Here is a 21485-nt window from a genome sequence, read left to right on the forward strand (position 1 = left end):
GAACCTCAGTCGTCCAGCACCGCCGACAGGTGCCGGGCGATGGTGGACACGTGCGGCAGGTCGATCATCGACAGGTGGTCGCCCGGGACCGGCACCACCTCCAGCGAGCCGCACGCGTCGGCCCACCCCAGGTCGTCGTCGTCCTGCCGGCGCAGGTAACGGGGGTCCAGCAGGGTGGTGAGGGTCTCCCGGTCGGTCGCCCGGTAGAACACGACCCGGCCCGGGTAGTGCCGGGGCGTGAACCGCTCGGCCGCCCGCGCGTCCAGGTAGGACGCGCGCTGGTGGCGCAACGCGCCGGGGCTGATGCCCACGTCGGCGACGGCGGCCAGCACCGCGTCGATCTGGCCCACGTCGTCCAGCCCGGACAACGCCTCCCACGGCAGCTCCACGCGCCGCCCGTAGACCTCTTCGAGGTGCCGGGCGTAGCGGGCGAACCGGTGCCGCACCAGGTCGGCGGGCGTGACGTCGGGCGCGGGCAGCGGGCGGACGGTGTCGATCATCACCACCAGCGCGACCTCGGCCCCCGCGTCCCGCAGCCGGCACGCGACCTCGTGCGCCAGGCACCCGCCGAACGACCAGCCGCCCAGCACGTACGGCCCGGACGGCTGCACGGCCCGCACCAGCTCGGCGTACCGCGCCGCCTTGGCCGGGATGTCCGGCACCTCGTCGATCCGCTCGTACCCGTGGCACGGCCGGTCCTCCAGCAACCCGGCCAACGGCTCGTACACGCTCGTCGGCCCGCCCGCCGGGTGGAACAGGTGCAACGGCCGCCGCGACCCGCCCGCGCGCAACACCCGCACCGGACCGCCCGCGTCCTCGAACGCCGCGCGCAGCCGTTCGGCCATGGCCTCCACGGTCGGCGACGCGAAGACCTTGTCGTCCACCTCGACCCGGCGGCGCAGTGCCGCCAGCAGCCGCTCCCGCGAGCCGCCGAGGGCGAAGAAGTCGTCGTGGACGCCGAAGTCGCGCCGGCGGAGCACCTCGGCCCACAGCCCGAACAGCCACCGCTCGGTCGGGTCGCGCGGACCCACCGGGGTCGACGTCTCGGCGGCCGACCCGCGGACGTGCCGCTCCACGTCACGCAGGCTCGCGCCGCGCAGCAACAGCGGCACGGGCAGCTCCACGCCCAGGTCGTGCTCGACCGCGTTGCGCAACCGCATCGCCATCAACGAGTCCAAGCCCAGTGACGTCAACGGCAGCGAGGGGTCCGGCGCACCGCCCATCACCCGCGCCACGATCGCGCTCACCCGGTCGGCCCGTGGAACTTCGGACGGCGGCTGGAGGAACGACTCGAAGAACGGCCGGTGCGCCAACCGCGGGAACAGCTCCACCACCCGCCGCCGGTCGAACCGCACCACCCCGGTCGCCACCCGCCCGGACAGCAGCAGCGCCTCCACCGCCTGCACGCCCTCGGCCGGCGAGATCGGCCGCAGCAACGGGTTGTCGGTGTCGCGGGCCAACCCGACCCGGCTCCACGCGCCGAAGTCGATCGTCGTCGCGGGCAGCCCGGCCGCCCGCCGCCACCGGGCGAACCCGTCCAGCCACGCGTTGGCCGCCGCGTAGGCGACCTGACCGGGTGAGCCGAGCAGCGCCGCCGCCGAGGAGAACACCACGAACCAGTCCAGCCCGTGCCCGGCCGTGGCCTCGTGCAGCCGCAGCGCACCGGCCACCTTGGGTCGCAGCACGCGCCGGACGTCGGCCGCGTCCAGCCGGTCGAACGGCGCGTCGGCCAGCACACCCGCCGCGTGCACGACGCCGCACAGCCGCGACCCGCCGTCCACCGCCGCCGCGACCGCGCGGTCGGCCACCCCGGGTTCGGCGACGTCACCGGTCAGCACGACCACGTCCGCGCCGAGCGCCCGCAGCTTCGCCACCTCGGCCCGCGCGTCGGGCGAAGGCTCACGACGGCCGCACAGCACGATGCGGGCGGCACCCCGTTCGGCCAGCCAGCGGGCCATGACCAGCCCCAGCGCGCCCAACCCGCCGGTGACCAGGTACGCGCCCGAGTCGACCGCGGACCCCGTCGTGGGCACGTCGACCTCCACCCGCCGCAGCCGTGCCGCGTAACGGGCGCCGTCACGCCACGCCACCTCGTCGTCGGCCTGGTCGGCGAGCAGTTCGCGGGGCAGCGCCGTGACGTCGTCCACGTCCACGACGGTGGCCCGCAGCTGCGGCCGTTCGAACGCCAGCACCCGCACCACGCCCCGCCACGCCGCCTGGTCCGGCACGCCGGCCTCGCCGTCCAGCACGCACGCCGCGTTCCGCGTGACGATCCACAGCCGCCGGGTGTCGTGTGCCAGTCCGGACAGCCGCACGAGGTCCTGCTCGAGGCTGTCGGGCACGAACACGATGCCGTCCGCTCCGGCCGCCGGGTCGGTCGTCACGCGGTGCCCGGCGTCGGTCAGGGCGCCGGCCACGTCGGGGTCGTCGGACAGCAGCAGCCACGTGCGGGGCGCAGGCTCGACGGCCGGCAGGTCGTGCCGCTCCCACCGGGCCTCCAGCGCCAGCCCGGACAACACCGCGGACGCGGGTCGCACCCGGACGTCCACCACCTCCAGCAGCAGCGTGCCGGCGTCGTCGTACAACCACACCGACCCGGTCAGCCCACCGCCGCCGCTGTCGCCGATCACGGCCTCGCAGCGGTGCGCCCGCCGGGGGTCTCCGTGCAGCCGCACGGCACCGATGCCGACCGGCAGGTACGGCCCGCCGGCGGCGAGGTCGAGCGCGGCGGCGGCCAGGGCGTGCAGGCACGAGTCGAGCAGCGTCGGCGGCAGCCGCAGCGCGCGGTCCGGGCCTTCGGGCCGGTCCAGGATGCAGCTCGCCACGCCCACGCCCGCACGGGCCGACCGGACGCCCCGGAACACCGGCCCGTAGTGCATCCCCACCTCGGCCAACCGGTCGTACAGGCCGACCGGCCGCAGTCCACCGCGGACCGGTGGGGGAGGGCCGGGTTCCTCGGCGGGGACGATGGTCGCGGTCGCGTGCCGCACCCACCCGTCGGCGGTCTTGGCGTGCACCTCGACGCGTCCGTCCCGGAACGTGGTGCTCAGCGCGACCTCGTCGGCCAGGGGCAGCAGCGCTTCGAACACCACGTCCCGCACGGACAGCGGACCGGCCACGGCCCTCGCGCCGGCGGCCAGCGCGAGCTCCACGCAGGCCGCGCCGGGCAGCACGGCGGTGTCCTGCACCCGGTGCTCACCCAGCCAGGGCAGCGCGGCCAGGCCCACGTCGGACTGCCACGCGTGCGTGCCGTCGGGCAGCTCGACGTGGTCGCCGAGCAGCGGGTGCCCGGCCCGGCGGGGCGGGGGAGCGGTCCAGTGCGGTCGGTGCTCCCAGGGCGCGGTCGGCACGTCGGTGACGTGGTGGGCGGGGCCGAGTCCGTGCAGGTGCAGCGACGCGAGGTTGTCGTGGAAGGTGGCCACGTCGTCGGTGTCCCGGCGCAGCGAGCCCACCAGCACCAGGTCGGGCGCGTGCTCGGCGATCGCGGGCAGCGCCACGGGGTGCGGCGAGACCTCCAGGAACGCGGTGCGGCCGTCCTCCAGCGCGGCGGTCACGGCCTGGGTGAACCGGACCGGCCGGCGCATGTGCGCGACCCAGTAGTCGGCGGTGAACGGCGGCGCGTGCCTCGGGTCGGCCAGCACCGTCCCGTACAGCGGCACGTCACCGGGCCGTCCGGTGACGCCTCGCAGCGCGGACGCCAACTCGGCCAGGACCGGCTCGACGGCGGGGGAGTGGCCGCTGGTGCGCAGCGGCAGGACCCGCGCCGCACCCCCGTCGGCCTCGACGCGGGCGACCAGCGCGGCGAGCCGGTCGGCGGGGCCGGACACGGTGCAGCGGCGTGGTGCCGCGTGCACCGCCACCGACAGCGCCGGGTCGTCCACCTCCTCGGCGGGCAGCTCGACCGCCGCCATGCCGCCGTCACCGGACGCGTCGACCACGTCCAGCAGCCGGGCGCGGGTGGTGATCACCAGCGCGGCGTCCGGCAGGGACAACGCGCCGCTCACGACGGCCGCGGCGACCTCGCCGGCGGACTGCCCGATCACGGCGGCCGGGCGCATCCCGCGCGACTCCCACAGCCGGGCCAGCGCCACCTGCACGCCGAACAAGGCGATCTGCCCGTCGCCCAGGGCGTGCGACGGCGTCTGGAGCAACGCCCGCACCGAGTGCGGCGCGATCAGCCGGTCCACCTCGTCCACCGCCGCCGCGAACACCGGTTCGGCGGCGAGCAGCCGACGTCCCATGCCCGCCCAGCCCGAGCCGTACCCGGAGAACACCCACACCGCGCCGGTCCGCCGTCGCGCCCGGCTCACCGGGTGGTCCCCGGACGCCACCGCGCGCAGCCCGGCGACCACGGCGTCCCGGTCGGCTCCGGTGACGACCGCCGCGTGCGGCTCGCGCCCACGCCGCCGTGCCAGCGTCGCGCCCACTTCGTGCAGGTCGGCGTGCGTGGTGGACAGCCAGCGCGCCAACTGCGACGCGTGCCGCCGCACGCGTTCCTCTGACGTGCCCGGCACCACCAGGAACGCCGGTCCGTCGGGCCGGTCCACCGGGTCGGGAGCGGGAGGTTCCTCCAGCACCACGTGCGCGTTCGTGCCGCCGAACCCGAACGACGACACACCGGCCGTGACGCGGCCCGAGTAGCGGGGCCAGGGCGTCGGCTCGGTCACCACGCGCAGCCCGGTGAAGTCGATGTGCGGGTTGGGCGCGCGGAAGTGCAGGCTCGGCGGGACCTCGCCGTGCCGCACCGCCAGCACCGCCTTGACCAGCCCGATCACCCCGGCCGCCGACTCGGCGTGGCCGAAGTTCGACTTCGCCGACCCGAGCAGCAACGGCCGGTCGGCCCGTGCCGCCGCGTCCGGCACGAGCACGTCGCGCAACGCGCCCGCTTCGATCGGGTCGCCGAGCAGGGTGCCGGTGCCGTGCGCCTCGACGTAGTCCACCAGGGACGGGTCGACGCCCGCGTCGGCGTACACGCGGCGCAGCAGGTCGGCCTGCGCTTGCGGGTTCGGGGCCATCAGGCCGTTCGAGCGGCCGTCGGAGTTCACCCCGCTGCCCCGGATCACCGCCAGCACCCGGTCGCCGTCGCGGCGCGCGTCGGACAGGCGCTTGAGCACGACCGCCGCGCAGCCCTCGGCTCGGGCGATGCCGTCGGCGGCGGCGTCGAACGGCTTGCACCGCCCGTCGGCCGACAGCAGGCCCGCGCGGTGGAAGGTGAGCGTCACGGCTGGACCGAGCAGCAGGTTCACCCCGGCGACCACGGCGGCGTCCGTCTCGCCCGTGCGCAGGCTCTGGCACGCGTGGTGCACCGCGACGAGCGACGACGAGCACGCCGTGTCGACCGCCAGGCTCGGCCCGCGCAGGTCGAGCAGGTAGGACAGCCGGTTCGCGGCGATGCTCAACGCGCCACCGGTCGCCGTCCACGGCTCCACCCGCCCGAGGTCGGCCGCGCTCGACGCGCCGTACTCGCCGGTGGAGATGCCGACGAACACGCCGGTCCGGGTGCCGCGCAGGGTGTCGGGCGCGATGCCCGCGTGGTGCAACGCCTCCCACGACACCTCCAGCACGAGCCGTTGCTGCGGGTCCATCAACGCGGCCTCGTGCGGCGCGATGCCGAAGAACTCGGCGTCGAAGCCCTTGAGGTCGGCCAGGAAGCCGCCGAACCGGGGCGTGCCGTCGGGCAGGCCCGGCCACCGGTCCGGCGGTGCGGGCGCGACCGCGTCACCGCCCGAGCGCAGGAAGTCCCACAACCGGTCGGGGCCGTCGACGCCGCCGGGCAGCCGGCAGCCGACGCCGACGACCGCGACGGGATCGGCGGTCGGTCCGACGAGCCGGGCGTCCACCGCGGGGGCGGGCGCGGCGAGGTGGCGGGCCAGGCGGGCGATCGTGGGGTGCTCGTAGAACACCGTCGCGGGCAGCGGCACGCCCAGGAACTCGCCCAGCGCGCCCGCGAGCACGACGGCGTCACGCGACGACAGGCCGACCTCGGCCAGGGGTTGGTCGAGGTCCATCTCGCCCCCGGGCAGGTCGGCGAGTTCCGCGACAGCGCGCGCCAACCACGCGCGGAGTTCTGCTTCCGCCGGCGTGCCGAGGCCGCTCATGGGTCACCTTTCATGTGATTTGCACAAAACGCGGGGGAAGTATTCGCGAGGCAGGGGGAAAGTGTCCGCGATCCGGGTGTCTCCGGAGTGAGACCGATCGTGGCCTGGGTGAACGTCGGTGAACAATACGCCGATCGGGTTAACGAGGCTTCGTGTGAAGTAGCCGTTGACAGTTCTCGTACTCGCCGGTAGCTTCTGCGCCCGACCTGGTTGGAAATCGCTTAGGCAAGAGTTGTGACGGCCACACAAAAGCTATTTCGGAATTTGTCATCGCGCAGAGGAGAGGGTGCTCATGACGGTCACCGCGACCACCGCCGGCACGGTCGTGGACGCCGTGCGGCGCTGGGCACGCGAACGGCCCGGCCGCACCGCGTTCACGTTCCTGGACCACGAGGCGCACCCCGACGGCGTGCCGGTGTCGCTGACGTGGGCCGAGCTGGACGCGCGCGCCTGTGGCGTGGCGGCGGAGCTGCGCCGCCGATGCGCCCCCGGCGACCGTGCGCTGCTGTTGCTGCCGCAGGGATTGGACTACGTGGTGGCGTTCGTCGCCTGCCTGTACGCCGACGTGCCGGCCGTGCCGCTGTTCCCGATCACCGGCGACGGCCACCGCGAACGCCTCGACGGCATCCTGCGCGACTGCGCGCCGAAGGTCGCCCTCACCGCCGCGCCCGTCGCCCTCGACCTCGACGTGGTGGTGGTCGGCAGCGTGCCGCCGTCGGCCGAACCTCCCGTGCGGCGGCTCGGCGGCCCGGCCTACCTCCAGTACACGTCCGGTTCCACGCGCACCCCTGCGGGCGTGGTCGTGACCGACCGGAACTTCCAGGTCAACGTGCGCCAAGCGCTCACCGCGTACGGCTTGGCGGACGTGGAGGCGGCGCCGGTGAGCTGGCTGCCGCTGTTCCACGACATGGGGTTGGTGCTCGGTGTCGGCGTGGCGCTGACGACCGGCGTCGAGGCGGTGCTGATGGACCCGCTCGCGTTCCTCTACCGGCCCTCGCGGTGGTTGCGCGCCCTGCACGGGCGACGTCACGTCATCAGCGCCGGGCCGAACTTCGCCTACGACCTGTGCGTGCGGCGGGTGTCGGCGGCCGACCGGTCCGGGCTGGACCTCAGCGGTGTCGTCGCGTTGATCAACGGCTCCGAGCCGGTGCGCGCCGCGACGCTGGCCGGGTTCCAGGAGGCGTTCGGGCCGTGCGGGCTGCGGTCGGACGCCCAGCGCCCGTCGTACGGCCTGGCCGAGGCGACCGTGTTCGTGACCGCCGCGGCACGGCCGACGTCCACCGGGTTCGACCGCGCCGCGCTGGCCAGGGGACGCGCGGTGCCGACGGACGACCCGGAGCGGGCGAGCGTGCTGGTCGGCTGCGGCAGGGCGGTCGACCAGCACCTCGCGATCGTGGACCCGTCGACCGGCTCGCCGGTCGACGGCGACCGGGTGGGCGAGATCTGGGTGTGCGGGGAGAACGTCTCGCCGGGGTACTGGTCGGCCGGGGACGGGTTCGGCGCGCGGCTCGACGTGCCCGGGTTGCCCGAGGGGCCGTGGCTGCGCACCGGTGACCTGGGCGTGCTGCACGAGGGCCAGTTGCACGTGGTCGGCCGGATCAAGGACCTGATCGTCGTCGACGGCCGCAACCACTACCCGCAGGACGTGGAGGCGGTCGTGGAGGAGGCGGACGACGTGATCCGGCGCGGTCACGTCGCCGCGTTCGCCGTGCCGACCGACGAGGGCGAGGCGATGGTCGTGGTCGCCGAACGCGCCGCCGAGGTGCCCCGCGAGGCCGTCGACCAGACCCGCGTCCGGGGCACGGTGCGCGCGGCGGTGTCGCGGCGCTACGACGTGCGCGTGCGCGACGTGCTGGTGGTCGAACCGGGCTCGGTGCCGAAGACGTCCAGCGGCAAGCTCTCCCGCGCCGCCTGCCGCGACCGCTACCTCGCCGGCCTGCTGCCCGCCTCATGACCACTGTTCGCGATCTTGCCGGCGAGGTCTGACAAATCCGGGAGAACTGATGTCGCGCGTGCTGCTGCTCGCCCTGTCCGCGGTCGTCCTCATGGTCGTTCCGGCGCACGCCGCGCCGCCGGTCGCGGCCGATGGCGGGGCGCTCGTCGTCGGCGAGAGGTGGCTCGACGGCCGCACCGTCGACCTCACCGTGTCCTCGCCCGCGATCGGTGGGCAGGTGCCGGTCCGCGTCCTCACCCCGCCGGGCTGGTCGCCGACCGCGTCCCGCACCTGGCCGGTGCTGTACCTGCTCCAAGGCGTCGGCGACGACTACACCTCGTGGGCCAGGGAGACCGACGTCGAGGAGCTGTCCGCGTCCAGTGACGTGCTGGTCGTCATGCCGGACGGCGGTCGCGCCGGCTGGTACACCGACTGGTGGAACGGCGGACGCGGCGGCACGCCCCGGTGGGAGACCTTCCACACCGCCGAGCTGCCGCAGCTGATCGAGCGCGACTACCGGGGCGGCACGGCACGCGCGGTGGCCGGGCTGTCGGCCGGCGGCACGGGCGCGTTCGGCTACGCGGCCAAGCACCCCGGCATGTTCCGGGCCGCCGCCTCCTACAGCGGCCTGCTGTCGACGCAGTTCCTCGGTGTGCCCCAGTTCATCTACACCACCGTGCTGCGCGAGGGCCTCGACCCGTACGGGCCGTGGGGCCGCGAAGCCCTGGTGCCCGCCGTCTGGGCGGCGCACAACCCCAAGCAGCTCGCCGCCAACCTGCGCGGCCTGTCGCTCTACATGTCCTACGGCAACGGCCTGCGCGGGGCGCTCGACACCGACTGGTGGTCCTACGACCCGTTCGAGACGATCGTCGGCACCACCTCCCCGGACTTCGTGGCCCGGATGCGGTCGCTGGGCATCCCGATCACCGTCAACGCCTACGGCGGCGGCACGCACACGTGGAAGTACTGGCAACGGGAGCTGCGGGCGTCCTGGCCGATGCTGATGTCCGCGCTCACGTGAACCGCGCCGTCGTGCCGGTGGTCTGCTTCGCGGCCTTCGTCACCGCGCTGGACAACAGCGTCCTGATGGTGGCGCTGCCGACCATCGGCCACGACCTCCGCCTGTCCACCCGCGACCTGCAGTGGGCCGTGATCGGCTACATGCTGGTGTTCGCGAGCCTGATGGTGGCGGCGGGCGCGGTGGGGGACCGGTTCGGGCACCGGCGGGTGCTGGTGGTCGGGCTGCTCGGCTTCGCCGCCGCGTCGCTGGGCTGCGGCACGGCGCACGACGGCTGGGAGTTGGCGTTGTGGCGGGCCGCCCAGGGCGCGGCCGCGGCGGCGATCGTGCCGGCCGGGCCCGCCTTGCTGCGGACCACCCTCGACGCGGCACGACGCCGGACCGCGATGGCGGCGTGGACGGCCGCGTTGGCGGCGGCGCTCGCGGTCGGGCCCGCGTTGGGCGGGCTGCTCAGCGAGGCGGCGCACTGGCGGTGGATCTTCCTCGGCAACGTCCCGCTGTGCGTGGTGGCGGCCGTGCTCGCCGCCGCGGGCCTGCCCGCACGCCGGATCACCTGGCCGGCACCGGTGCCGATCCGCTCCACGGCGGCGTTGACGGCGGCCGTCTTCACGGTCACCGCGACCGTGCTCAGCGTCGGCGGCGACGGGCCGGTGGGTGCGCTGGTCGCGTTGTCGGGCGCGGCGTGCGTGCTGTTCGGGTCGGTGGAGCGGTCGTCGGAGCGCCCGTTGTTCCCGCGGGGGTTGGCACGGTCGGTGTTCGTCGTCGGCACGGTCGCGCAGGCGTTGTGGGGGCTGGCGGTCAGCGGTGTGCTGTTCGTGCTGCCGCTGCACCTGCACCGCGCCGAGGGCTTCACCCCGCTGGGCACCGGCCTGTTCTTCGTGCCCGCCGCCTTGGCGGTGATCGCGGGCACGCCGGTCGTGCCCGCCCTGGTCGACCGGCTCGGCCCGTGGCGCACGGCGGCGTGCGGGCTCGGCGCGGTGACGGCCGGGTTGGCCGCGATGCCGTTGGCGAACCCGCCGGTGCTGCTCGCGTGCCTGTTGGTGGTCGGTTTCGGCTCCGCGTTGACCACCCCGCTCACCACCGCGGCGCTGGACGCGGCCGACGCCCGGTCGGCCGGGGTCGCCTCGGCCACCGTCACCGCGAGCCGTGAGCTGGCCGGCGCGTTCGGCGTCGCGGTCATCGGCCTGGCGTTCGGCGCCGCGGGCCACGTCGCCGCGCTGGTCGTCGCCGCCTGCGTCGGCGCGGTGGCCCTCGGCGTCACCCTCGCGCTCGGCCTGCGCCCGGCGAACCACTTGTCGCGTTCCGGCGACGCTCGGTAGTCGCCGGTGCGAGGATCGGTCCATGGGGACCACCGCGCTGGTGCTGCCGCTCGCCGACCCCGACGCCGACCTGGCGACCGTCGGCGGGAAGGGCGCGTCGCTGGCCAGGCTCGCCGCCGCGGGCCTGCCCGTGCCGGACGGCTTCCACCTGACCACGCACGCCTACCGCCGCTTCGCCGCGGGGCTCGAAGCGGAGATCGACCTCGGCGACGAGGCCGCGATCGTCGCCGCCTTCGAACGCCACGCCATGCCGGAGGACGTCGCCGACGCCATCCGCGCGGTCCTTCCGCCCGGCCCGGTCGCGGTGCGGTCGTCCGCGACCGCCGAGGACCTGCCGGACCTGTCGTTCGCGGGCCAGCACGACACGTTCCTCGACGTGTCCGGGGACGACGTGCTCGCCGCGGTCAAGCGCTGCTGGGCCTCGCTGTGGACGGCACGCGCCACCGCCTACCGCGCCCGGCACGGCATCACCGACGTGGCGATCGCGGTGGTGGTGCAGCAGATGGTGCCCGCCGAGGCCGCCGGGGTGCTGTTCACCGCGAACCCGGTCACCGGCGACCGCACGGAGACCGTGGTCAACGCCGCTCCCGGCTTGGGGGAGGCCCTCGTCGGCGGGTCCGTCACCCCCGACGAGTACGTGGTGGGCGCCGACGGCCGGGTGCGCCGGACCGGCTCGCTGCTGCCCGACGCACGGGTGCGGGAGCTGGCCGCGTTGGGCGCGCGGATCCAGGAGCTGCACGGCGTGCCGGTGGACGTCGAGTGGGCCGTGGCGGGCGATCGGGTCGCCGTGCTGCAAGCCCGGCCGATCACCGCGCTGACCGAGGTCTGGAACGACTCACTGCGCGGCGACTACCTGTGGACGTGCGCGAACCTGCGCGAGGCCGTGCCGAGCGTGATGACGCCCGCGACCTGGTCGTTCGCCCGGGCGCTCGCCCAGCCGCCGATTGCCGGGCACCCGACGTCGGGCAACATCGGCGGCCGGTTCTACCTCGACCTCAGCGCCGCGCTGGCCGTCGGCCAGGCGCTCGGCCTGACGCGCGGCGGGTTCATGCAGCGGGCGGTCGAGCTGTACTTCGGCCGCATCCCCGCCGGCGTGGAGGTGCCACCGCTGCCGCTGTCCCGCTGGGCCGTGCTGCGCGCGGCGATCGGCGCGGCCCTGCCGTTCCTGCGGCAGGGCCGCGAGTTCCGGGCGAAGATCGACGGCCTGCTGGCCTCCGCGCCCGCCCGGGCCGAACGCCTGCACGCCGCCTTCCGCGCCGCCGCCACGCCCGCCGAGCTGCTGGCGCTGTGGGAGTCCGATGTGGACGAGGTGCTGCACGTGGACGCGAAGGTGTTCGACTCCGGCGCGCGCACCGGCTCCATGTCGTCGGTCAAGCTGCGCCGCAAGCTGGTGGTGCTGGTGGGGGAGGACGACACGACCGCGTTGTTGACCGGCGCGCACGGCGCGGCGGGGGAGTTGGAGAGCCTGGGCCCGGTGCTCGGCCTGGCCCGGCTCCGGCGCGGCGAGATCACCCGCGAGGAGTACGCGCGGCAGTACGGGCACCGGTTCGCCGACGAGTTCGAGGTGTCCGCGCCGCGCCCCGCCGAGGACCCGGGGTGGCCCCGGTGCGACGACATCGGCATCGATCCCGAGGAGCTGCTGGCCAGGCAGGCCGCCGTGCGTGACGCGGCGTGGGGGCGGTTGCGGGCCGCGCACCCCGGCAAGGTCGCGCGCCTGCGCCGCCGGGTCGACCGGCTCACCGCGCTGGCCCGGGAACGGGAACGGGCGCGGTCGGAGTTCGCCCGGACGTTCGCCGTGCTGCGGGCGTTCCTGGTGCGGGCGGGCGAGGTCACCGGGCACGGCGACGCGGTGTTCTTCCTGCCGATCGAGGAGACGCTGCGCGTCCTGGCGGGCGACGAGACGCCGTTGGCGGCGGTGCCCGCGCGCCGGGCCGCCTACGACCGCTACCGCGCGCTGCCGCCGTACCCGACGGTGATCCGCGGCCGGTTCGACCCCGAGGCGTGGGCCGCCGACCCGAACCGCCGGGTGGACGTCCACGACGCCTGCGCCGCGCCCCTCGGCGACGACGTGTCCGGCTTCCCCGGTGCGGCGGGCGTGGTGGAGGGCGTGGCGCGGGTGATCCGCGACGTCGCCGACGGCGCGGACCTGGAGCAGGGCGAGATCCTGGTGACCACGGTGACGAACATCGGCTGGACGCCGCTGTTCCCCCGCGCCGCCGCCGTGGTCACCGACGTCGGCGCGCCGCTGTCGCACGCCGCCATCGTCGCCCGCGAGCTGGGCATCCCGGCCGTCGTCGGCTGCGGCAACGCCACCACCCGCATCACCACCGGCGACCGCCTCCGGGTGGACGGCGGCCGCGGCACCGTGACCGTGCTCGGTGCCGATGCGCCGTCCGGGTAAGAAGCTCGTGAAGATCCCGAGAACGGCAGGTGGTCCTGCTATCGGTGGACCGGGAGGGATCCGCCGCCGGTGAGGGGAACGCGGTAGTGGGGGAGTTGTTGGTGCTGGGCCCGGTCCGGGCGCGGGCCGGCGCTCGGCTGGTCGAGGTCGGGCACGCCCGGCAGCAGTGCGTCCTGGTGGCGCTCGCGGTCGACGCGAACCAGGTCGTCGGCGCTGACCGACTGCTGGACCGGGCCTGGGGCGAACGCGTACCGGCGAAGGGCCGCGCGACCCTGTACGCCTACCTGTCCCGGCTGCGCCGAGTGCTGTCCGAGCTGCCGGACGTGACCATCGTGCGCCGCTCGGGCGGCTGGGTACTCGAGGTCGACCCGGACGCGGTGGACCTGCACCGGTTCCACCGCCTGCTCTCCCACGCCCCGAGCACGCCCGACCCGGCGGCGGGGTCGGCCGCGGTGGAGCAGGCGCTGGCGCTGTGGCGCGGGGAGCCGTTCACCGGGCTGGACACGCCCTGGATCAACGCCGTCCGGGAGTCGTTGGAGCAGCGCCGCCGGGGCGCCGAGCTGGACCACACCGACCTGGCGCTGCGGGCCGGCCGGCACGCCGACGTGCTGCCCGTCCTCGCTGCCCGCGCCCGCGAGCACGTCCTCGACGAACGGGTCGCCGCGCAGTACCTCCTGGCGCTGTACCGCAGCGGCCGCCAGGCCGATGCCCTGGCGCACTACCACGTGGTGCGGGCACGGCTGGCCGAGGAGCTGGGCGCCGATCCCGGTGCCGAGCTGCGAGCGCTGCACGAGGCCATCCTCACCGCCGACGTCGCGCTCACCGTGACCGAGCCCGCGCGGGTCGTCCCGCGCCCGGTGCCCCGGCAACTGCCCGCCGCGCCGTCGCACTTCACCGGCCGCGCGAGCGAACTGGCCACGCTGACCACCACCGCCGGCGACGCCACGACCGCGGTCATCGCCGGCCCGGGTGGCATCGGCAAGACCTGGCTGGCGTTGCACTGGGCGCACCGCAACGCCCACCGCTTCCCGGACGGGCAGCTGTTCGTCGACCTGCGCGGGTTCAGCCCGGACGGGCCGCCGCTGGACCCGGCGGTGGCCGTGCGCGGGTTCCTCGACGCGCTCGGCGTCGAGCCCGGTCGCGTCCCGGTCGACGCGCACGCCCAGGCCGCCCTGTTCCGCAGCCTGGTCGCGGAGAAGCGGGTGCTGCTGGTGCTGGACAACGCCGCCGACACCGCCCAGGTCGTCCCCGTGCTGCCCGGCACGGCCTCCTGCGCCGTGCTGGTCACCAGCCGCAACCGCCTGCCCGGCCTGGTCACCGGCCACGGCGCGCGCCTGCTGGCCCTGCCCGTCCTCGACCACGCCGAGGCACGCCGCCTGCTCACCGCCCGGCTCGGCCCCGCGAGGGTCGACGCCGAACCCGTCGCGGTGGCCGACCTGGTGCGCTCGTGCGGCGGGTTCCCGTTGGCGTTGAGCATCATCGCGGGCCGCGCCGACACCCACCCGCACCTGCCCCTCGCCGCCCTCGCGGCCGAGCTGCGCGACAGCGGACTGGACGCGCTCGACGACGGCGACCCGGTCGCGAGCCTGCCCGCCGTGCTCTCCTGGTCCCATCGCGCCCTCACCGCCGACCAGGCCACCGCGTTCGCGCTGCTGAGCACCGCACCCGGGCCCGACATCGGCCTCCCCGCCGCGGCCTGCCTCCTCGACCTGCCCCCGAACGACACCCGGACCGCGCTGCGAGCGCTCGAACAGGCGTCGTTGATCATCCAGGACGCCCCCGGCCGCCACCGGATGCACGACCTGGTCCGCACCTGGGCCACCACCGTCGCGGCCCTCCTGCCCGAAGAAGTGCGGCAGGCCGCACTGCGGCGGGTGCTCGACTTCTACGTCCACACCGCTCACGCCGCCGACCGCCTGCTGTACCGGCACCGCCTGCCCGTCCGGCTCGACCCGCCGGCGCCGGGCGTCCGACCCCAGCCGCTGCCGGACGTGCCCGCCGCGTTGGCCTGGTTCGACACCGAGCACCCCAACCTGCTCGCCGCCCAGGACACCGCCGGCGAACATCACCACGCGGTGTGGCAGATCGCCTGGGCGTTGAGCACCTTCCACACCCGGAGGGGACGCCGGCGCGACGAACTGGCCGCGTGGCAGGCGGCGCTGGACGCCGCCGCTCACGTGAGCGACCCCACCGCCCACACCGTCATCCACCGACACCTGGGCGGCGCGTACGCCGACCTGGGCCGCCACGCGGAAGCCACCGAGCACCTGCACCGGGCGCTGGCCTTGGCCGAACGCCACCACGACCTCCTGCACGAGGGCCACATCCGCTACTACCTCGCGTGGGCGTCGGAGCGGAGCGGTGACTACCGGCAGGCCCTGGAGCACTCCCGACGGGTACTGGACCTCGTGGCCGGGCACGACAACCCGGTGTGGGAGGCCGACGTGCTCAACCAGGTTGGCTGGCACGCGGCCCGGGTCGGCGACCACGACACCGCCCGCACCCACTGCCGGGCCGCCCTCGCCCTGCACCGACGCCACCACAACGCCATCGGCGAAGCGCACGCGCTGGGCAACCTGGGCTACGTCGACCACCTGGCCGGAGAGCACGACCAGGCGCTCGACCGCTACCGACAGGCCCTCGCCCTCTACTGCCGCGCCGGTGACGCCTACCACGAGGCCACGGCCCGCGACCTCATCGCTCAGGCGTGCGCGGCCCTCGGCCGGCACGAGGAGGCGCGTGTGGCCTGGCGCGAGGCGCGGCAGCTCTACCGTGAACAAGGACGCCACGACGACGCCGAACGCGTCCGGCATCAGCTCGACGAGCTGGGCACGTCGTCCGCGCTCGTGATCGGCTGATCAGCCCCGGCCGCCTTCGTTCGAGTGACCGTTGCGGCAGGCGGAGTATTCCATTGAGGTGACGGAATCGTTACAGTCAGTGTCTGGGAACGCTCCCAGAAACGACAACGAAGGGGTTGTTGTGCGAAATCTGCTGGCGGCGGTGGCCGCTGTGGTGTCGATAGCCGGTTTGGTGGTGATCGGCGGGACCAGCACCGCGGGTGCGGCTCCCGTCTGCGCCGTGGACTACAAGCTCAACCAGTGGGCCACCGGGTTCACCGCCAACGTGACCGTGACCAACCAGTCCGCTCCGGTCACCTCGTGGAAGCTCACCTGGACGTTCGCCGGGAACCAGTCGGTCAGCTCCGGCTGGAGCGCCGACGTGAAGCAGTCCGGCGCCGTGGTGACGGCGTCCAACATGCCGTGGAACGGGTCGCTGGGCACGGGCGCGAGCGCCCAATTCGGCTTCCAGGCCACCTACAGCGGCACGAACGCGGTGCCGACCGACTTCGCGTTCAACGGCGTCTCGTGCAGCGGTGACGGCCCGACGACCACGTCCACGTGGCCGACCGACACGTTCACCACCACGACCACGACGACCACGTCCACGACGACGACCACGTCCACCGTGCCGGTCGGCTGCGGCACGGCGGCGGTGTGCGACGACTTCGAGCAGCAGACCGGGGCCACCCCGACCGGCCGCTGGACCGTCGGCGCGGCCAACTGCACGGGCCAGGGCTCGGTCGCCATCGACAGCTCGGTCGCGCACAGCGGCCGCAAGTCGGTGCGGGTCAACGGCGCGTCCGGCTACTGCAACCACATCTTCTTCGGCACGCCGCTCACCGGCACCGGCACCGTCCACGGCCGGTTCTACGTCCGCCACACCACGGCGCTCCCGCAGCAGCACGTGACGTTCATGGCGATGAAGGACTCCGCCGACGGCGGCAAGGACCTGCGGATGGGCGGCCAGAGCTCGGCGTTGCAGTGGAACCGCGAGTCCGACGACGCGACCCTGCCGGAGCAGAGCCCGACGGGCGTGTCCAAGAGCAAGCCGCTGCCCACCGGCCAGTGGAACTGCGTGCAGTTCACCGTCGACCCGGCGGGCCGGCTCTCCACCTCGCTGAACGGCTCGGTGGTCGAGGGCCTGGTCGCCGACGGCGTGTCCACGCCCGACATCGACTCGCAGTGGCTGCGCAAGACCAACTGGCGGCCCGCCGTCACCGACCTGCGGTTGGGCTGGGAGAGCTACGGCGACGGCGCGAACACCCTCTGGTACGACGACGTGGCGATCGGCTCCTCGCCCATCGCCTGCTGAGGTGAGGCCCGTGGGGGAGGGCCGGTGACCGGACCTCCCCCACGGGTCGGCTCAGGCGGCGTTCACCGAGACGTCGTCCAGCACGAACGAGGTCTGGTAGGACCAGTCCTCGGTGCCCGTGAAGCTGATCGCGACGGTCTGGCCCGCGTACGCGCCCAGGTTGAAGGTGCGCACCTCGTAACCCGAGGGGTTGAGGTTGGTGTAGGTCGCCAGCGTGGTGCCCGCCACCGAGACCGTGAAGGTGTCGAACACCGCCGGCTCGTACTCCTCGGTGCTGATCTTCAGCCACAGCGACAGCGTCGTGTTGGCGCAGCCCGCCGGGATGGTGACGGTCTGGGTCAGCGTCTCGGTGTTGCTGTAGCCGTAGCCGCTGATCCAGGAGGAGCGGGTGCCCGTGCGGGGCGCGCCCTCGCCGGTCCACGCCGCGATGGTGTGCGTGGCGTTGGACCAGCCGGTGGTGCCGCTCTCGAAGCCGCCGTTGACCGCCTTCTCACCGGGTGCGGTGCACGAGCCGCCGGGCGGGTTGACGGTCCAGGTGAACGTGGTGCTCGCGGACTTGCCCGCGCTGTCGGTCACCGTGGCGGTGACGGTGTAGGAGCCCGCCGTGGTGGGCGTGCCGGAAATCAGGCCCGTACCGGCGGCGATGGTCAGGCCGGGCGGCAGGCCGGTGGCCGACCACGTGTACGGCGGGGTGCCGCCGGACGCCTTGAGCTGCAGGCTGGTGGCCGTGCCGACGCTGCCGGTCTGGTTGCCGGGCGGGGTGATCGACGGCGTGCCGGGGCCGGGGCCGCCGCCGGTGTTGACGAACAGCAGCCGGTTCGGCGAGCCCGTGCCCGGACCGCTGATCTTGTTCGCGGTGGAGTTGGTGATCATCGCGCTCGCCACCTGCGCGGGCGTCAACGACGGGGTGGCGCCGAGCAGGACCGCCGCGCCGCCCGCCACGTGCGGCGCCGCCATGGACGTGCCGCTGATGGTGTTGGTCGCGGTGTCGTTGGTCATCCACGCCGAGGTGATGTTCTGGCCCGGCGCGAAGATGTCCGTGCACGTGCCCCAGTTGGAGAACGAGGCGCGGGCGTCGGTGTTGGTGGAGGCGTTCACCGTGATGGCCTCGGCGACGCGGGCCGGGGTGAAGTTGCACGCGTCGGCGTTGGAGTTGCCCGACGCGATCGCGTAGGTCACGCCGTCGGCGATCGAGTTGCGGACCGCGGCCTCGCCGGTCGGGTCGCTGCCCTGGCCCCCGAGGCTCATGTTCGCCACGGCCGGGCCCGAGGTGTGGTGGCCGGTGACCCAGTCGATGCCCGCGGCGACACCTGCGAACGAGCCGGAGCCGGAGCAGTTGAGCACCTTGACCGCGATCAGCCGCACGCCCTTGGCGACGCCGTGGGCCGTGCCGCCGACCGTGCCCGCCACGTGCGTGCCGTGGCCGTTGCAGTCGGTGTTGTTGCTGTCGACGGTGTTGGTGCCCCAGGACGCCCGGCCGCCGAAGTCGGAGTGCGTGGTCCGGATGCCGGTGTCGATGATGTAGGCGGTGACGCCGGTCCCGTCGCTGGGGTAGGTGTAGGACGAGTCCAGCGGCAGGTCGCGCTGGTCGATCCGGTCCAGGCCCCACGACGGCGGGTTCGGCTGGGTCGCGGTGGCCTTGACCTCGCCGTTCTGCTGGACGTAGGCCACGCCGGGCTCGGCGGCCAGCCGGCGCGCGGCCCGTTCGGACAGCGTGCCGGCGAAGCCCTTGAGCGCGTGGCGGTAGGTGAAGTCGACCTTGGCGTCGTACTTGGCGCTGAGGTCGGCGGTGAGCGCGTCGACGCTCTGGGTGGACAGCTGGTTGTAGACGACGATGTAGCTGTCCTTGATGGCGGTCGGGTTGCTCGCGCCGAGGATGTCGCCTTCGGCCGCGGCGGGTGTGGCGCCGGTGGCCAGCGCCGTGGCGGTCGCCGCGACCGCGGCTAACGCGATCAGGGCTCTTCTGGATCCGCGAACGTCTCCCATTGCAGGGTTCTCCCTCGTGCAGGGGTTGCGGCCGACCCGTAGCGGCACGGGGCGGCCGGGGGAGTGGAGGTTCTGCGATCACGTTCGCGCGGACGTGATCGGGAACGTTAGAGGACCGCCAGGGGTCGGACAATCGGCCGCCAGTGGGAACGACCTGCGGCATTCCGAACAGTGGACCTGATCGGGTGAGCCCCGCCCCGGTGGTCAAAACGCTTAATAACTTCAGTGTTGACTAAAACAAGTCTTCCTCCGGCACTCGACCGAGCACCGAAGGAAGACTTCCCACAAAAAACGACCAAGAAGGTCAGCGTCCGACGTAGGCGCGCAGGTGCTGGGCGGTCAGCGTGGAGGCGTGTTCCACCAGGTCGGCGGGCGTGCCGGTGAAGACGACCCGGCCGCCGTCGTGCCCGGCGCCGGGACCGAGGTCGATGATCCAGTCGGCGTGCGCCATGACGGCCTGGTGGTGCTCGATCACGATGACGGTGTTGCCGTCGTCCACGAGGCGGTCCAGCAGGCCGAGCAGCTGGTCGACGTCGGCGAGGTGCAGGCCGGTCGTGGGCTCGTCGAGGACGTAGGTCGACGCCTTCTCGGCCATGTGGATGGCGAGCTTGAGCCGTTGCCGCTCGCCGCCGGAGAGGGTGGTGAGCGGCTGGCCGAGGGAGAGGTAGCCGAGGCCGACGTCGACCAGGCGGTCGAGGATCGCCCTGGCCTGCTTCTCGGTGAAGAACTCGCGGGCCTCGGTGACGGACATGCCGAGCACCTGGCTGATGTCTCGGCCGCGCAGCTTGTGGGTGAGTACTTCGGCGGTGAACCGCTTGCCCTCGCACTCCTCGCAGACGGACGCGACGCCGGCCATCATCGCGAGGTCGGTGTACACCAGGCCGATGCCCTTGCACTTCGGGCAGGCGCCTTCGGAGTTGGCGCTGAAAAGGGCGGGTTTGACGCCGTTGGCCTTGGCGAAGGCGGTGCGGATCGGGTCGAGCAGCCCGGTGTAGGTGGCGGGGTTGGAGCGTCGTGAGCCGCGGATGGGCGCCTGGTCGACGGTGACGACGTCGTCGCGGCGGCCGAGGCAGCCGTGGATGAGGGAGCTCTTGCCGGAGCCCGCGACGCCGGTGACGACGGTCAGGACGCCGAGGGGGATGTCGACGTCGACGTCGCGGAGGTTGTGCAGGTTCGCGCCGGTGATGGGCAGGTGGCCGGTGGGTGTGCGGACCTGGTCGCGCAGGCGGGCGCGGTGGTCGAGGTGGCGGCCGGTGAGGGTGTCGGAGGCGCGCAGTCCGGCGACCGTGCCGGTGAACGTGATGTGGCCGCCGTTGACGCCCGCGCCGGGGCCGAGGTCGACGACGTGGTCGGCGATGGCGATGGTCTCGGGCTTGTGCTCGACCACGAGGACGGTGTTGCCCTTGTCGCGCAGGCGGAGCAGGAGGTCGTTCATGCGCTGGATGTCGTGGGGGTGCAGGCCGACGGTGGGTTCGTCGAAGACGTAGGTGACGTCGGTCAGGGCGGAGCCGACGTGGCGGACCATCTTGACGCGTTGGGCCTCGCCGCCGGAGAGGGTGGCGGCGGGTCGGTCGAGGCTGAGGTAGCCGAGGCCGATCTCGACGAGGTTGTCGAGGAGTTCCTTGAGGGTGGTGAGCATGGGGCCGACGGAGGGTTCGGTGATCTTGGCGACCCAGTCGGCGAGGTCGCTGATCTGCATGGTGGAGCAGTCGGCGATGTTCAGGCCGTCGATCTTGGAGGAGAGGGCGGCGGCGTTGAGTCGGGCGCCGCGGCAGGTGGGGCAGGAGGTGAAGGTGACGGCGCGGTCGACGAAGGCGCGGAGGTGGGGTTGCAGGGATTCGCGGTCCTTGCCGAGGTAGAGGCGTTGGACTTTGACCAGGAGGCCTTCGTAGGTGACGTTGGTCTTGCCGATCTTCACCTTGGTGGTGTCGCGGTTGAGGAAGGCGTCCCATTCCTCTTCGGTGAAGTCCTGGAGCTTCTTGTCGGGGTCGTAGAAGCCGGATTGCACGTAGGTCTGGACGTACCAGTTGTCGACGGTGAAGCCGGGGACGGTGATGGCTCCCTCGTTGAGGGACTTGGTGCGGTCGACGAGGTGGTCGACGTCGACCTTCGAGACGCGGCCGAGTCCTTCGCAGGTCGGGCACATGCCTTCGGGGAGGTTGAAGCTGAACGCGCCGGAGGTGCCGACGTGGGGTTGGCCGAGGCGGCTGAACAGGATGCGGAGCATGGTGTGGGCGTCGGTGGCGGTGCCGACGGTGGAGCGCGAGTTCGCGCCCATGCGTTCCTGGTCGACGATGATGGCGGCGCTGAGGTTGCGCAGGGCGTCGACGTCGGGTCGGCCGAGGCTGGGCATGAAGGACTGGATGAACGCGGTGTAGGTCTCGTTGATGAGTCGTTGGGACTCGGCGGCGATGGTGCCGAAGACGAGGGAGGACTTGCCGGAGCCGGAGACGCCGGTGAAGACGGTGAGTCGGCGTTTGGGGATGTCGACGGACACGTCGGCGAGGTTGTTCTCCCTCGCGCCGCGGACCTGGATGACGTCGTGGCGGTCTGCTGGTGCGGTCATCGCCTGGCTTCC

9 protein-coding genes are annotated in these 21485 nt (G+C 73.8%); 6 read left to right on the forward strand and 3 right to left on the reverse strand.

Annotation, left to right across the window (positions count from 1 at the left end):
- Positions 1–5 precede the first annotated feature (5 nt).
- The gene (locus LZG04_RS22130) at positions 6–6098 is read right to left on the reverse strand and encodes a type I polyketide synthase (protein WP_233819719.1); all 6093 of its coding nucleotides are present in this window, start codon (positions 6096–6098) and stop codon (positions 6–8) included.
- Positions 6099–6390: 292 nt separating this feature from the next.
- Between LZG04_RS22130 and LZG04_RS22135 the strand changes: the two genes are divergently transcribed.
- The 6 genes from LZG04_RS22135 to LZG04_RS22160 all read left to right on the forward strand — a co-directional run bounded on the left by LZG04_RS22135 (position 6391) and on the right by LZG04_RS22160 (position 16921).
- Positions 6391–8052 carry a fatty acyl-AMP ligase gene (locus LZG04_RS22135; RefSeq protein WP_233819720.1) on the forward strand — a complete coding sequence of 554 codons (1662 nt, stop codon included), beginning with the start codon at positions 6391–6393 and terminating at the stop codon, positions 8050–8052.
- 49 nt (positions 8053–8101) lie between these two features.
- Positions 8102–9052: an alpha/beta hydrolase family protein gene (locus tag LZG04_RS22140; RefSeq protein WP_233819721.1), complete on the forward strand. Its 951-nt coding sequence runs from the start codon at positions 8102–8104 to the stop codon at positions 9050–9052.
- The gene (locus tag LZG04_RS22145) at positions 9049–10368 is read left to right on the forward strand and encodes an MFS transporter (RefSeq protein WP_233819722.1); all 1320 of its coding nucleotides are present in this window, start codon (positions 9049–9051) and stop codon (positions 10366–10368) included. The genes LZG04_RS22140 and LZG04_RS22145 overlap by 4 nt, the downstream gene beginning before the upstream one ends.
- A 22-nt stretch (positions 10369–10390) precedes the next feature.
- On the forward strand, positions 10391–12769 hold the full coding sequence (locus LZG04_RS22150; protein ID WP_233819724.1) for a PEP/pyruvate-binding domain-containing protein: 2379 nt from the start codon (positions 10391–10393) through the stop codon (positions 12767–12769).
- Positions 12770–12855: 86 nt separating this feature from the next.
- Positions 12856–15627, forward strand: coding sequence for a BTAD domain-containing putative transcriptional regulator (locus tag LZG04_RS22155; protein ID WP_233819725.1), 2772 nt, complete (start codon positions 12856–12858; stop codon positions 15625–15627).
- Between the two features lie 121 nt (positions 15628–15748).
- On the forward strand, positions 15749–16921 hold the full coding sequence (locus tag LZG04_RS22160; RefSeq protein WP_233819726.1) for a cellulose-binding domain-containing protein: 1173 nt from the start codon (positions 15749–15751) through the stop codon (positions 16919–16921).
- 51 nt (positions 16922–16972) lie between these two features.
- Here the strand turns inward: LZG04_RS22160 and LZG04_RS22165 are convergent, their stop codons facing one another.
- Positions 16973–18907 carry a S8 family peptidase gene (locus LZG04_RS22165; RefSeq protein WP_233819727.1) on the reverse strand — a complete coding sequence of 645 codons (1935 nt, stop codon included), beginning with the start codon at positions 18905–18907 and terminating at the stop codon, positions 16973–16975.
- 304 nt (positions 18908–19211) lie between these two features.
- Entirely contained in the window at positions 19212–21473 is a 2262-nt protein-coding gene (locus tag LZG04_RS22170) for an excinuclease ABC subunit UvrA (protein ID WP_233819728.1), read from the reverse strand.
- Between the last annotated feature and the right edge of the window lie 12 nt (positions 21474–21485).

Source organism: Saccharothrix sp. S26 (assembly GCF_021390395.1).
Taxonomy (GTDB): Bacteria; Actinomycetota; Actinomycetes; order Mycobacteriales; family Pseudonocardiaceae; genus Actinosynnema.